Here is a 13,279-nt window from a genome sequence, read left to right on the forward strand (position 1 = left end):
GTAAAGGAAGATTGAAGCGGGGGTGGGTGGCGGTGTCCCGCTTCCACCTCAGCCCTCGTCGTCCGGCTCGCGGTCCAGAAACAGGGCCTCGAAATCCTGTCCGCCGTAGAACACGTTGGTGATCCGTACCCGGTTCGGCTCGACCCGATAGGCGATCACGGCCGAGTGCTCGAACGGCACGGTGCGCAGACCGGATTCCAGATCGTCACGGGGACGCCCACCATGTGGAGCGTCGCCGATGCGTTCGCAGCGGTCCTTGATCCGCTGTACGAAACCCCTCGTGGTTCTCACGTTGCGGCTGGCCCGCATGACAACCCGGAAGATGTCGCGCAAATCGGCCTGCGCTTCCGCTCGATAAGTGACCGGAAGCCTACGCACATTTGGCCTCGTTCTCGGCTTCAGCCTCAGCCTCGGCGAAGAGCGCATCCAGGTTGGCTTGCACCTCATCTCCAGTCAAATCGGGCCGCGGGTCATCCAGCGAACGGCGGATGCGGGCGCGGATGGCGTTCAGACGCTCGGCGTGCTCCTCGCGCTGGCGCTGCCAGAGACGCACCGCGTCGCGCAGAACCTCGCTCGTGGAGGCGTACTCGCCCGATGCCACGCTCTCGCGCACGGCGCGGAGCTGTTCGGACGTCATGGTGATACTGATTTTCTCGGCGGCCTGCATGGCGGACCCTCTCCGTGATCGGAGAGAACGGTAGCATAAAATCCCACCAGGATCACGAGCGCGCGGCCGCGTGAGGCCCCGCGCCGCCTCAGCGGCGCGACGCGCCCGCCCTCACCGCTTCGGCACATCCCCCCCGCCGGCCGGCCGGCGCATCTCGAAGCGGTTCTCCGATTCGACCGTGAAATAGTCGAAGTAGCCGCCGCGCATGATCGGGCGCATCGCCCCGGTATCGACCCGGCCTTCCGGCGTCACGAAGCGGTCGTCGATATACATCGACACGACCTGGCCGATCACCATGAAGTAGGCCGCCTCCCCGCCCTCGGCCGGGACGAGCGGGATGGTCTGGAGCCATTTGCATTCGAGGGCGGCGGGGGCGTCCGCCACCCGCGGCGGGCGCACCTTGCGCGAGGGCGCGGTGGCGAGGTTCGCGAAGGCGAACTCGCTCTCGCCGCGCGGCAGCGGCGCCGAGGAAAGGTTCATCCCCTCGCGCAGGTCGAAGGTCGCGAGGCTGCAGACGAACTCGCCGCCCTCCTCCGCGAAGGTCAGCGCGTCCTTGCGGCCGTAGGAGGAGAACATCACCATCTCGGGGCTGTCCCCGACCCCGTTGAAGAACGAGTAGGGCGAGAGGTTCAGCTGTCCCGAAGCGCTGAGCGCGCTGACCCAGCCGATCGGGCGCGGCGCCACCAGGGCCTTGAACGGATTGTGCTTCAGGGTGCGGGTCTCGGCGTCGTAATGCATCGGCGGCCCCGGGATTCTCTGGAACGGGCGGCCCGCCGACGCGGACCGTCCGCCGTCCAGTAGAGCATCCGCCGGCCGCGGCGCCAGCCCGCCGCCGGTCAGTACCGCGTCACGATTTCGGCCAGCGCCGGCCGCGGCCGGTCGGGCGGCACCTGCTCGGCCCGGCCGACATGGACGAAGCCCGCCAGCCGCTCGGCCGGGTCGAGGCCCAGCGCGTCGAGCACCCGGCGGTCATAGGCCATCCACTCGGTGAGCCAGGCGGTGCGAAAGCCGAGACCGTTGGCCGCCACGATCAGGTTCATGCAGACGGCGCCGGCCGAGAGCACCTGCTCCCAGTCGGGGATCTTCACGTGCGGGCCGGCCCGCGACACCACGGCGATCACGAGCGGCGCCTGGGCCAGCCGCCCGGCCTCGAGGGCGAGCCGCTTGTCGTCGGCCTCCGGGTGGTCGGCCCGGTAGACGTCGGCCACCACGCGGCCGATGCGGGCTTGGGCCTCACCCTCGATCACGATGAAGCGCCAGGGCGCGAGCTTGCCGTGGTCCGGCACGCGGGACGCGACGGCGAGGATGGCGTCCAGCTCCTCGAGGGACGGGCCGGGGCCGGCGAGCTGCGCCGGCGCGACCGAGCGGCGGGTACGGAGAAGGTCGAGGATTGCGTTCATCTCGGCTTCAGTGGCTTGAGCTATAGCGGACGGACGGAGACGACAGGCTGCCATCCTGGCGCCCCGATGCTCCCTTTAAGCACCATTCCGCCCCGGACGGCCACGTCCGGGCGCGACGTGAAGCCGGGCGCCGGGCGAACCGGGCCGAGGACGCCGACCGCACCATGACGCGCTCCCCCGCATCCCCTTCCCACAACGGCTTCGCCCATCCCTGGAGTTCCCGGGATTTCTGGCTGGCGCTCGCCGCCGTGATGCTGTTCTGGGCCGCCGCCGCCGCGGTGTGGCCGCTTCACGGCGCGGTGGTGCCGTGGGATTCCAAGAACCACTTCTACCCGATGCTGCGCTACCTCGGGGCGGCGCTGGCGAACGGCGAATTGCCGCTGTGGAACCCCTACCACTTCGCCGGGCACCCCTCGGTCGCCGATCCGCAATCGCTCCTCTTCACCCCGACGATGCTGCTCTTCGCGTGGCTCGACCCCTCGCCGTCGATGGAGCTGTTCGACGCGGTGGTGTTCGCCCACCTGATTCCCGGCGCGGTCGCGACGCTGCTGCTGTTTCGCCGCCGCGGCTGGCACGCCGCCGGCGCGGTCGCGGCCGCGATGGTGTTCGTGCTCGGCGGCTCGGCCTCGGCCCGGCTGCAGCATACCGGCATGATCCTCTCCTACGGCTTCGTGCCGCTGGCCTGGTGGCTCCTGGAGGAGGCGCTCGCGCGCCGCTCCTACGCCTTCGGTCTCGCCTTCGCGGTGGTGGCCGCCGTGATGACGGTGGGGCGCGACCAGGTGGCGTTCCTGTGCGGCCTGAGCCTGATCGGCGTCGCGGCCCACGCGGTGCTCACGGCGCCGGCGCCCTTCGCCTACCTGCGGGCGCGGATCGGCGTGCTCGCCGTCATGGCGGCGGTCGGCGGCGCCCTGCTCGCCGTGCCTTCGCTCCTCACCATGCAGTTCCTGATGACCTCGACCCGGCCGTCCTTCGGCTACGGCGCGGCCATCATGGGCTCGCTGCCGCCCTCGAGCTTCGCCACCGCACTCTTCGCCGACGTGTTCGGCTCGCTGCGCTGGACCTACGATTACTGGGGTCCGGACTGGCAATCGATGGATGGCAACACCTGGACCGACCGGGCGGTGAACTACCTCTTCGCCGGGACCCTGCCGGCCCTGCTGATCCTGTGGCACGGCTTCGCCGGCGGACGGCTGGCCGCCCGGGAGATCCGCTATCCGGTCATCGTGCTCGGTGCCGCCACGCTCTACGCGCTCGGGCGCTACACCCCGCTCTTCGCGCCGATCTTCGACCACTTCCCCGGCGTCGACCTCTACCGCCGGCCCGCGGACGCCACCTTCGTCATCAATATCGGGCTCTCGCTCACCGCCGGCTACCTCGTCCACCGCTACGTCACGGAGGGGGCGCCCCGGTTCCGGTCGGGCGCCATCGGCTTCGGCCGCGCCGTCCGCCTCGCCCTGCCGGCTCTCGCGCTCGCGGCCGTCAGTGGCATCCTCTTCGTGTCCTACACCTACGCGGCCAAGGCCCACCACCTGCCGGACGCGCTGCGCGACGGCCTGATCGGCGCCGGCATCGCGCTCGCCGCGGTGGTGGCGATGCTGCGGGCCGCCCCCGGCCGGCGGGCCCTCGTCGCGTCGTGCCTGGTGGCTTTGCTCGGGGCGGAGCTCGTCTGGCGCAATGCCGGCAACTCCCTCAATGCCGAGCCGGCGGGCCGCTACGCGGTGTTCCAGAAGCTGCCGCCGGAGCAGCTCCAGGGCCTGACGCTGCTCAAAGCCGAGCTCGACGCCCGCCACGCCAAGGGCGAGCATCCGCGGGTCGAGATCCTGGGCCTCGGCGGCGCCTGGCAGAACGCCTCGATGGTGCTCGGGCTCGAGGACACGATCGGCTACAACCCCCTGCGGCTCGCCGATTACGAGCGCGCCGTCGGCCCCGGCGAGAACGCCGCCGACCCGAACCTGCGCCAGTTCCCCGGCCTGTTCCGCGGCTACCGCTCGCGGCTCGCGAGCCTGCTCGGCCTCGAATACCTCGTCCTCGACCGGCCGGCCGAGCGGCTGCCGCGGCACTTCCCGCAGCTGACCGGCGCGAAGCTCCTCTACGGCTCGGGCGAGATGTGGATCTACCGCCTCGACCCGGCCAAGCCCCGGGCCTACCTGGCGACCCGCCTCGTCCCGGTCGATTCCGAGAGCGTGCTCAACCAGGACGAATTGCCCGAGTTCGAGGGCAACGAGACGGCCCTGGTCGACCAGGACAGCGTGCCGAAGATCAAGGGCGGGTTCGGCTTGCACGACCCGGCCGCGCCGGTGACCGCCGCGACGGGCACGGCGACCATTCTCGCCTATCGCCGCAATGTCGTCACCGTGGAGGTCGAGACCGACCGCGACAGCGTGCTGGTGCTGCACGACATCTTCTACCCGGGCTGGCAGGCGCGGGTGGACGGTGAGCGCCGCCCGATCCTGCGCACCAACCTGCTCTTCCGCGGGGTCGAGGTGCCGGCCGGCAAGCACGTGGTCGAGTTCCGGTTCCGGCCGCTCTCGGTCGACAACCTGGTGGCGGCGGCGAGCGAATTGCTGGCGAGGGACGATGACGCGGGCGAGACGGCGGTTCGGTAAAACCCTGGCGCTCGCGCTCGCGGCGAGTCCTTCCCTCGCGGCGAGTCCTGCTCTGGCTCAGGCTCCGCTTCCGGGCAGCGCGCAGGGCGTCGCGCCGCAGGGCGTGACGCAGGGGCCGCCCCCGGCGCCGGCCCCCGCCGAGGCCAGCCTGTCCCTGCGGGCAGTGCTGACCAGCGAGGCCAAGCCCCTGCGCGGCGGCCTGACCTGGCGGATCTACGAGGACCGGCCGGAGGGCGGCAAGCCCGTGGTGCTGGCCCGCTCCGAGGAGGCGCAGCCGACCTTCCGGCTGCCGCCGGGCAGCTACCTCACCAACGTGACCTACGGCTTCGTCAGCACCTCGAAGCGCGTGACCCTGAATTCGGGGGCTTCGAGCGACCAGCTCACCGTCAATGCCGGGGCGCTTCGCCTCTCCGGCGCGGTCGGCGAGGCGAAGATCGCCGGGAGCCAGCTCGCCTTCGCGGTCTTCGTGCCGATCGGCAACAACCCGGAGGGGCGGCTCGTGCGCGACGGCGTCAAGGCCGGCGAGGTGGTGCGCCTGCCCGAGGGCACCTACCACGTCGTCTCGACATGGGGCGATTCGAACGCGATCCAGCGCGCCGACCTGAAGGTCGAGAACGGGCGCCTCACCGACGCGACCCTCAACCACCGCGCCGCCACCGTGACCCTGAAACTCGTCGCCAGCCCCGGCACCGAGGCCTTCGCCGGCACCGCCTTCAGCGTGCTGACGCCGGGCGGCGACACGATCCGCGAGGCGATCGGCGCCTTCCCGCAGGTGACCCTGGCGGAGGGCGAGTACCAGCTGATCGCCCGCCACGACGGCAAGGTCTACACCCAGGACTTCAAGGTCGAGAGCGGCGTCGACCGCGACATCGAGGCGATCGCCAAGGACCCGTGAATGTCGGCCCCCCTGAGCGTCAGGCCCCTTCAGCGTCAGCGTCCCGCGCCTGATGACCGGGCGCGATCCCCGGACGGCGGCGGCTTTCGGCGAGCGGGCTAACTCCCGGTTAAGCGCGCGGCCGGCAAGCGGCCCCGCTTCCCCCAGCGTAACGGCGAAGCCCGCAAGTCTCGCGGGGCGGCTTATCCGGATCTTAACCCGCTGACGCAACGTTGGCCGCATGCGATGCGTGCCTGACTTCATCAGCGACGAGAAGGGATCGACGGCCGTCGAGTTCGGCCTTGTCGGCCTGCTGTTCATCGCCATCCTCGTGGGCACGATGACCGTGGCCCAGATCCTGTATTTCGGCCAGAAGCTCGACTACGCGACCGAGCAGGCGTCGCGGCAGGTCCTCATCGGCACGACCCAGCAGCAGACTGCGCCCGCCAGCCTGGCGAGCTTCACGCAGGCGCTCTGCGGCCACCTGCCTACGGCGATGTCCTGCAGCGACGTCATCGTCAACCTGTACGTCGTGCCGGCGGTCAAGCCGGGCTATTACGCCTACGCGAAGTCCGACATGACCGGCCTGACGCTGCCGCCCCTGACGCCGGGCAGCGGCCAGTTCTCCCTCGGCACCCGGGGCGACTACCAGTACCTGCAGGTCATCTACCCGGTGACCCTCCTGCCGCCCTTCGTGACCGGCTGGCTCGACGCCACCACGACCTACAAGGGCAAGGCGGCCTACCTGCTGATCTCGACCGCCGCCTTCCGCGTCGAGCAGTACCAGTCGCCATGATGCGGCCTGCGCTCCTCGCCCGGATCCGGCGCTTCCGCCCGGCCGATGACGGGCTCGCCGCCATCGAGCTCGCGCTGGTCCTGCCCATGCTCCTCACGCTGCTGCTCGGGGGCATCCAGCTCGTCGCCTACGTCAACGCGTCGCGCAAGGTCGACCTGGTGGTGCGGTCGATCAGCCAGATGATCTCGCAGAAGACGCCCCCCACCGACAACAGCACGGTCAACGGCCTCGTCAACCAGTGGGACCTGCATTTCAGCTACGACGCATCGCTGGTCTTGTTCCCATTCCTGATGAGCGAGGCCAAGCGCCAGGGCAAGCAGTGGTGGCAGGTCATCACGATCAACTACGCCAGCATCCAGTTCAAGCCGACCACAGCGACCTGCGCGGACCCGACCGACCAGAGCGCCTGCTACAGCGCCGGCGTGGTGTGGACCAGCACCGGCACGACGCAGCCGGCGAGCGGACCGCTCTACCGGCGCTGCGGCGCGGCGCTGATCCCGGCCGACGACAATGCGGCCGCGACCCCGACGACCCTGCCGCGCTCCCTCTACGGCCCCGCCTCGGTGGTGGTGATCGACGCGGTGTTCACCTTCACGCCGACCTTCGGGGCGCGGTACCTGCCCTCGTTCGACATCAAGCGCTCGGCCTACGTCCAGCCGCGCTACGTCCCGCTGATCGACTTCGACACCACCGGCAACGACGGAATCGCCACGAAATGTCCCTGACTCGCGCATCCCGGCTCACCGCGGCGCTGGCATCGCTGATGCGGGACCGCGACGGCGGCATCGGCATCATCTTCGGGCTTAGCCTGATCCCGATCGTCGGCCTCGTCGGGCTTGGGGTCGATTACGGCATGGCGATCACCAACCGCGCGCGGCTCGACCGGGCGGCGGATGCGTCGGCGCTCGCCGCCGTGGTGACGGCCAAGGCCTACGTCGCCGCCAACGCGTCGCAGAGCGGCGTCCTCGACAAGGCGAGAGCCGCGGGGGTGGCGCAGGCCGTCAACACCTTCAAGGTCAATACCGGCAGCGTGCCGCTGTCGACCGTGACGCTGGCGACGCCGACAGTCGACATCTCAGGCCAGACGATCACCGCCGCCGTGACCTACACGGCGATTGTCCAGAACAGCTTCGCGAAGCTGTTCAGGGTCCCGACCACCACGGTCACCAACACGTCCAAGGCATCCGCCGACCTGCCGAGCTACCTGGACTTCTACCTGATGGTCGACGTGTCGGGCTCGATGGGCCTGCCGACGACAGCGGATGGCATGGCCCTGCTCGCCAGCAAGAACACCGACATGTTTTATGATTACCAGCAAGGATGTCAATTCGCTTGCCATTTTCAGAGAACGAAGGATAGCGACGACAACAACAGACCTGATTTCATAGGCTGGAATGTAGCCGTTTCCAACAAAATACAATTGCGCTCAGATGCAGTTAATGATGCAGTCTGCAAGCTCATCGATCGAGCTGCCGCACCTACAGTTCCAGGGCAGTACAGGATAGGTATTTACCCATTCATAAATCAGATGGCCACTCTCATAGATTTAACAATGCAGATCAACGATCTTAGAACAACGGCACAATGCACAACATCCCCACGCCTCGCCTTCACCAATCTTCTCGATACTGGTACGACTCAGCTCTATACCAACAACGATCCAACCACCGGCACTGGCTCCGGCGGAACGCATTTCGAAAACGCCTTTCCACAGATGACGACGCTCGTTGGGCAAAAAGGAGCCGGTGACGGCTCGACAGCCACGTCCCGCAAGCCCTTCGTCTTCCTCATCACCGACGGCATGCAAAACGGCCAGAATTTCTACGACCGTTCGAGAACGGGGAAGCTCGCCTACTCAGGATATGCCTCCAAGTACAAGCCGCAAATCAACGGATATAACTATGCGGACTGGGATGGATCGAAGCCATCCCAGATCGATTCGAGATATTGCGACGCCTTGAAAGCCGCCGGCGCGACGATTTCGATTCTCTACATTCCCTACAATCAGATTAGTTTCACCAACAACAGCGGCTACATCGCCTGGGAGAACAACCGGGTCAACGGTTTCAGCCCGACCCTGGCGACGCCGCTCCAGGCCTGCGCCTCCGGACCGAACTACTTCCGCACCGCCAACTCGCCTGAGGCCATCACTGCCGCTCTGTCGGCGATGTTCGACGACGCGCTGAAGGTCGCTCGTCTCATCCAGTAAGGGCGCAAGCCAGAGCGCGACCTCCCCCGGCTTCCGGTCGGGCGTATCCGATCTGGCTGCGACGACATGGAACCTGGGTTAGGACCCAGGTCCAGGGAAGGAGGGTGCGGGCACGACGGCCGAACGGCGGTCTCGCGACGGCCGTTCGACGGTACCGGGTTCCTACGGAACCGGCGTTTCCCCGTGCTGCCCGTCGAGCGTCACCCCCTCGCTCGGCACGCTGTCGGCCACGGCCTGCGCCCGGCGCAGATCCGGGAAGGTCGCCTCGGCCACCAGTTCGGCCAGGGCCTGGTCGAGCGGCAGGGTGCGGCTCTGGGGGCTGCCGAGGCGGCGGATCGAGACGGTGCGCTCCTCGCCCTCCTTGCGGCCGACGACCAGCATCACCGGCACCTTGGCGTGGGAATGCTCGCGGACCTTGTAGTTGATCTTCTCGTTGCGAAGATCGGCCTCGGCTCGCAGGCCCACGGCATCAGCCGCCTTCAGGACCTCGCGGGCGTAAGGGTCGGCCTCGCCGGTGATCGTTGCCACCACGACCTGGAGCGGTGCCAGCCAGAGCGGGAAGTGGCCGGCGAAATGCTCGATCAGGATGCCGGTGAAGCGCTCCATCGAGCCGCAGATCGCCCGGTGGACCATCACCGGGGTCTTCTTCTGCCCGTCGGCATCGACGAAGAAGGCGCCGAACCGCTCCGGCAGGTTGAAGTCGACCTGCGTCGTGCCGCATTGCCAGTCGCGGCCGATGGCGTCGCGCAGCACGTACTCGAACTTGGGCCCGTAGAAGGCGCCCTCCCCCGGGTTGATCGCGGTCTTGATCCGGCCGCCGGACTGCTCCTCGATCTGGGCGAGCACCCGGGTCATCACCTCCTCGGCGTGGTCCCACAGCGTGTCCGACCCAACCCGCTTCTCCGGCCGCGTCGAGAGCTTCACCACGATCTCGTCGAAGCCGAAATCGGCGTAAGTCGAGAGGATCAGGTCGTTGATCTTCAGGCACTCGGCGGCGAGCTGGTCCTCGGTGCAGAAGACGTGGGCGTCGTCCTGGGTGAAGGCCCGTACCCGCATCAGCCCGTGCAGCGCCCCCGACGGCTCGTAGCGCGAGACCGAGCCGAACTCGGCGAGCCGCAGCGGCAGGTCGCGGTAGGATTTCAGCCCGTGCTTGAAGATCTGCACGTGGCCGGGACAGTTCATCGGCTTGATCGCGAAGACACGCTCGTCCTCGGTCTTCGTGACGAACATATTTTCCCGATACCAGTCCCAGTGACCGGAGGTCTCCCACAGGGCCTTGTCGAGGATCTGAGGCGCGTTCACCTCGGCGTAGTCGCCCTTCAGGCGCCGGCGCATGTAGGCGATGAGGGATTGGAACAGCGTCCAGCCCTTCGGGTGCCAGAACACCACGCCCGGCCCCTCCTCCTGGAAGTGGAAGAGGTCCATCTCGCGGCCTAAGCGGCGGTGGTCGCGGCGCTCGGCCTCGGCGAGGCGGTTGAGATAGGCGTCGAGATCGGCTTGGGTTCCCCAGGCCGTGCCGTAGATCCGGCTCAGCATCGGCTTCGTCGAATCGCCGCGCCAGTACGCGCCCGCGACCTTCATCAGCTTGAAGGCGGTGCCGACCTTGCCCGTCGAGGTCATGTGCGGGCCGCGGCAGAGGTCGAACCACGCGCCCTGGCGGTAGAGCCGCAGATCCTCGCCCGGCGGAATCGCGTCGACGAGTTCGACCTTGAACGCCTCACCCTTCTCCTCGAACAGCCTGCGCACGTCGTCGCGGGCCCAGACCTCCTTGGTGAAAGGGGCGTCGCGGGCGATGATCTCGCGCATCCGCGCCTCGATCGCCGGGAAATCGTCCGGCGAGAACGGGGTCTCGCGGTGGAAGTCGTAGTAGAAGCCGTTCTCGATCACCGGACCGATCGTGACCTGTGTCTCCGGCCACAGCGACTGCACGGCTTCTGCCAGCACGTGGGCGCAATCGTGCCGGATCAGCTCCAGGGCCCGCGGGTCGGTGCGGTCGAGGAACTCGATGCGGACGTCCTCGGCGATCGTGTCGTCGAGATCGCGGACGGTCCCGTCGAGCGCCATCGCCACGGTGCGCTTGGCGAGCGACTTGGCGATGCCCTCGACCACGGCACGGCCGGTCACGGCCCCGTCGTAGGACCGGGTGGCGCCATCGGGAAATGTCAGGATCGGCATGGGTCTCAAAGGCTCCTCGGGGCTCACTCCTGCGCACGGTGCAGGTAAGCCGGGTGGTGGACGGCGTCCGGCGGGCCCAAGGCCGCGGGGTTCATGACCGCGGGGCTCATGGCCGCGCACCGGACCGGCGCCCTATACCAGCGATGCCGGGACTTGTCAGACACAGTCCCGCGGCTTCGCGCTCAGCCCTCGACGCTCTCGCAGAGCGGCGGCGGCGCGTTGACCCCGCGCCAGCGGCCATAGGCCCAGGGGCGGTGCCAGGCGCTACCGGCGGGAAGCGCCTCGGGGACGAGGTCGATGCCGTGGGTGCCGAACGGGCCGCAGCGGCAGATCCGGGCGAAGCCCATCCAGCCGCCGGCCCAGAGGCCGTGGCGCTGGATCGCCTCATCGGTATAGGCCGAGCAGGACGGCCAGTGCCGGCACTGGCGCCCGACGAGGCCCGACAGGCTCAGCTGGTAGCCGCGGATGGCGAGATGCGCCGCGCGGCGGGCCGGTCTCACGCCAGCACCGCTTCTCTCTTGGCCGCGACCTGATCGAGGGCATCGACCACCGCGTCGAAGGTGAGCAGGGTCGAGGCGTGGCGCGCCTTGAAGTCCCGCACCGGCTCCAGCACCGCGAAATCGGCGAATTTTCCCTCCGGCGCCGGGCCGTTCTCCTTCAGCATCCGCCGCACCGTCTCGCGCAAACCGCGCAGCTCCTCGGCGCTGGCGCCGACCACGTGGCGGGCCATCAGCGAGGAGGCGGCCTGGCCGAGCGCGCAGGCCTTCACGTCGTGGGCGAAGTCGGTGACCGTGTCGCCCTCGGTGACGAGGTCGACCGTCACGGTCGAGCCGCACAGCTTCGAGTGCTTGGACGCGCTCGCTTCGGGGCTCGGCAGACGGCCGAGGCGGGGGATGTCCGCCGCGAGGGCGAGGATGCGGGCGTTGTAGATGTCGTCGAGCATGGCATTCGTACTTTGGACGAGAGGGGCCGCGGGACGGACGAATCGGGCTTGACCGGACGGGTCTGACTTTGGCTTGACGGAAGGATGAGCTTGAGAACGCGGTGACCTGCTGCGCGCCCGGCGCATTGCGTGCGCCGGGCGGATTCCCGATATAGGCACGGTTGCCCGGCGGCGCGAGGCGCGGCCGGATCGGGGCGCATCTCTGGTCCCGGCATGGCTCGCCTCGTAGGGCGGCCCTGATCTTGGAGGCGTGATGGATGCGGTGCTGAAGTCCTTGTCGGTCCGGGCCCCGGAGGCGGCCGACAAGCGCAGCGACGCCCCCCGGCCGGAGCGCGTCACCGAACGCCCAACCCGCCAGGAGGCCGAGGCCGCCGTGCGCACCCTCCTGCGCTGGGCCGGCGACGATCCGGAGCGCGAGGGCCTGCTCGAGACGCCACAGCGCGTGGTCAAGGCCTACGAGCAGATCTTCGGCGGCTACCGCCAGGACGCGGACGCCATCCTCGACCGGGTGTTCGAGGAGGTCGAGGGCTACAACGACATCGTGCTGGTCCGCGACATCGCCTTCCACTCTCATTGCGAGCACCACATGGTGCCGTTCATCGGGCGTGCCCACATCGCCTATTACCCGCGGCGCGGCGTCGTCGGCCTGTCGAAGCTCGCCCGCGTGGTCGACGCCTTCGCTCGCCGCCTCCAGACCCAGGAGACGATGACGGCCCAGATCGCCGAGACGATCGATTCGGTGCTGCATCCCCGCGGCGTCGCCGTCATGGTGGAGGCCGAGCACCTGTGCATGGCGATGCGCGGCGTGCAGAAATCCGGCGTCTCGACCATCACCACCCAGTTCACCGGCGTGTTCAAGCAGGACCCGACCGAGCAAGTCCGCTTCCTCACCCTGGTCCGCGACCGGCGATGACCCCGCTCCCCACCTTCGACGCCCCCGGCAGCAAGCACGCGCTGGAGGAAGGCGAGACCTTCACCCCGCGCTTCGGCCCGGACGGCCTGATCACCGCGCTCGCGGTCGATGCCGATTCGGGCGCGGTGCTGATGCTCGCCCACATGAACGCCGAGTCGCTCGCCCGCACGCTCGCCACCGGCGAGGTCTGGTACTGGTCGCGCTCGCGCTCCGAGCTCTGGCACAAGGGCGCCACCAGCGGGCAGGTCCAGACCCTCGTCGAGATGCGGGTCGATTGCGACCAGGACGCCCTGCTCCTGCGGGTGCGGGTGGGGGGCGACGGCGGCTGCTGCCATACCGGGCGGCGGGACTGCTTCTATCGCGGGGTCTCGTACGATGCGGGAAGCGGGGCGGTGAGGCTGGTAGCGCGCGCCTCGTAGCCGAGTCGCGAGGTCCTCCTCTTTTCGGCGACGGCAGGAGTGTCGAAACAATCTTCTTTCAGAAACAAGCGCGGGATCCCCTCTCCCGAGTGGGAGAGGGGTAGGGGTGAGGGTGATACGCTTCAGTGTGAAGCTGAGAGAGTTGAGCTGCGCAGCTCAACGCTCGGCGTCATATTCTGAACCCGAGCCACCCTCACCCCCGGCCCCTCTCCCACTCGGGAGAGGGGGGACCTGAGCTATTTCTTTCTACGGACAGCCCTGCATCGCCCCCTGGCCT

The 13,279-nt window shown here is 68.7% G+C and carries 14 protein-coding genes; 7 read left to right on the forward strand and 7 right to left on the reverse strand.

Features of this window, described 5'->3' with window-relative positions:
• Positions 1 to 48 precede the first annotated feature (48 nt).
• The 4 genes from ABZT49_RS20495 to ABZT49_RS20510 form a co-directional block, all read right to left on the reverse strand.
• Positions 49 to 378 (reverse strand): type II toxin-antitoxin system RelE/ParE family toxin, encoded by a 330-nt coding sequence (locus ABZT49_RS20495; RefSeq protein ID WP_355288502.1) that lies wholly within the window; start codon positions 376 to 378, stop codon positions 49 to 51.
• Positions 371 to 667, reverse strand: a complete 297-nt coding sequence (locus tag ABZT49_RS20500) for a type II toxin-antitoxin system ParD family antitoxin (RefSeq protein WP_355288504.1) — start codon at positions 665 to 667, stop codon at positions 371 to 373. The genes ABZT49_RS20495 and ABZT49_RS20500 overlap by 8 nt, the downstream gene beginning before the upstream one ends.
• Positions 668 to 778: 111 nt before the next feature.
• Positions 779 to 1,405 (reverse strand): flavin reductase family protein, encoded by a 627-nt coding sequence (locus tag ABZT49_RS20505; protein ID WP_355288506.1) that lies wholly within the window; start codon positions 1,403 to 1,405, stop codon positions 779 to 781.
• A gap of 98 nt (positions 1,406 to 1,503) precedes the next feature.
• Positions 1,504 to 2,067: a nitroreductase gene (locus tag ABZT49_RS20510; protein ID WP_355288508.1), complete on the reverse strand. Its 564-nt coding sequence runs from the start codon at positions 2,065 to 2,067 to the stop codon at positions 1,504 to 1,506.
• Positions 2,068 to 2,231: 164 nt separating this feature from the next.
• On the opposite strand from ABZT49_RS20510, the gene ABZT49_RS20515 reads away from it, so the two are divergent.
• The 5 genes from ABZT49_RS20515 (at position 2,232) to ABZT49_RS20535 (ending at position 8,552) form a co-directional block, all read left to right on the forward strand.
• On the forward strand, positions 2,232 to 4,673 hold the full coding sequence (locus tag ABZT49_RS20515) for a YfhO family protein (protein WP_355288510.1): 2,442 nt from the start codon (positions 2,232 to 2,234) through the stop codon (positions 4,671 to 4,673).
• Positions 4,645 to 5,568, forward strand: coding sequence for a hypothetical protein (locus ABZT49_RS20520; RefSeq protein WP_355288512.1), 924 nt, complete (start codon positions 4,645 to 4,647; stop codon positions 5,566 to 5,568). The genes ABZT49_RS20515 and ABZT49_RS20520 overlap by 29 nt, the downstream gene beginning before the upstream one ends.
• A gap of 220 nt (positions 5,569 to 5,788) precedes the next feature.
• Positions 5,789 to 6,343, forward strand: a complete 555-nt coding sequence (locus tag ABZT49_RS20525; protein ID WP_355288514.1) for a TadE/TadG family type IV pilus assembly protein — start codon at positions 5,789 to 5,791, stop codon at positions 6,341 to 6,343.
• Positions 6,340 to 7,068 (forward strand): TadE/TadG family type IV pilus assembly protein, encoded by a 729-nt coding sequence (locus tag ABZT49_RS20530; protein ID WP_355288515.1) that lies wholly within the window; start codon positions 6,340 to 6,342, stop codon positions 7,066 to 7,068. The genes ABZT49_RS20525 and ABZT49_RS20530 overlap by 4 nt, the downstream gene beginning before the upstream one ends.
• On the forward strand, positions 7,059 to 8,552 hold the full coding sequence (locus ABZT49_RS20535) for a pilus assembly protein TadG-related protein (RefSeq protein ID WP_355288517.1): 1,494 nt from the start codon (positions 7,059 to 7,061) through the stop codon (positions 8,550 to 8,552). Before ABZT49_RS20530 ends, ABZT49_RS20535 begins: the two co-directional genes overlap by 10 nt.
• Before the next feature lie 162 nt (positions 8,553 to 8,714).
• On the opposite strand, the gene thrS is transcribed toward ABZT49_RS20535, so the two are convergent.
• From thrS to ABZT49_RS20550, 3 genes are all read right to left on the reverse strand, one after another.
• Positions 8,715 to 10,727 carry a threonine--tRNA ligase gene (gene thrS, locus ABZT49_RS20540; RefSeq protein WP_355288519.1) on the reverse strand — a complete coding sequence of 671 codons (2,013 nt, stop codon included), beginning with the start codon at positions 10,725 to 10,727 and terminating at the stop codon, positions 8,715 to 8,717.
• Positions 10,728 to 10,909: 182 nt separating this feature from the next.
• Positions 10,910 to 11,227, reverse strand: coding sequence for a membrane protein insertion efficiency factor YidD (yidD, locus tag ABZT49_RS20545; protein ID WP_355288521.1), 318 nt, complete (start codon positions 11,225 to 11,227; stop codon positions 10,910 to 10,912).
• Positions 11,224 to 11,670: an iron-sulfur cluster assembly scaffold protein gene (locus tag ABZT49_RS20550; RefSeq protein ID WP_355288523.1), complete on the reverse strand. Its 447-nt coding sequence runs from the start codon at positions 11,668 to 11,670 to the stop codon at positions 11,224 to 11,226. The genes yidD and ABZT49_RS20550 overlap by 4 nt, the downstream gene beginning before the upstream one ends.
• A gap of 253 nt (positions 11,671 to 11,923) precedes the next feature.
• On the opposite strand from ABZT49_RS20550, the gene folE reads away from it, so the two are divergent.
• Entirely contained in the window at positions 11,924 to 12,583 is a 660-nt protein-coding gene (gene folE / locus ABZT49_RS20555; protein WP_355288524.1) for a GTP cyclohydrolase I FolE, read from the forward strand.
• Complete coding sequence (hisI, locus tag ABZT49_RS20560) at positions 12,580 to 13,002, forward strand: phosphoribosyl-AMP cyclohydrolase (RefSeq protein WP_355288526.1); 423 nt, start codon at positions 12,580 to 12,582, stop codon at positions 13,000 to 13,002. Before folE ends, hisI begins: the two co-directional genes overlap by 4 nt.
• Positions 13,003 to 13,279 lie beyond the last annotated feature (277 nt).

The sequence above is a fragment of the Methylobacterium sp. EM32 genome (assembly GCF_040593685.1).
In the GTDB taxonomy this organism is placed as follows: Bacteria; Pseudomonadota; Alphaproteobacteria; order Rhizobiales; family Beijerinckiaceae; genus Methylobacterium.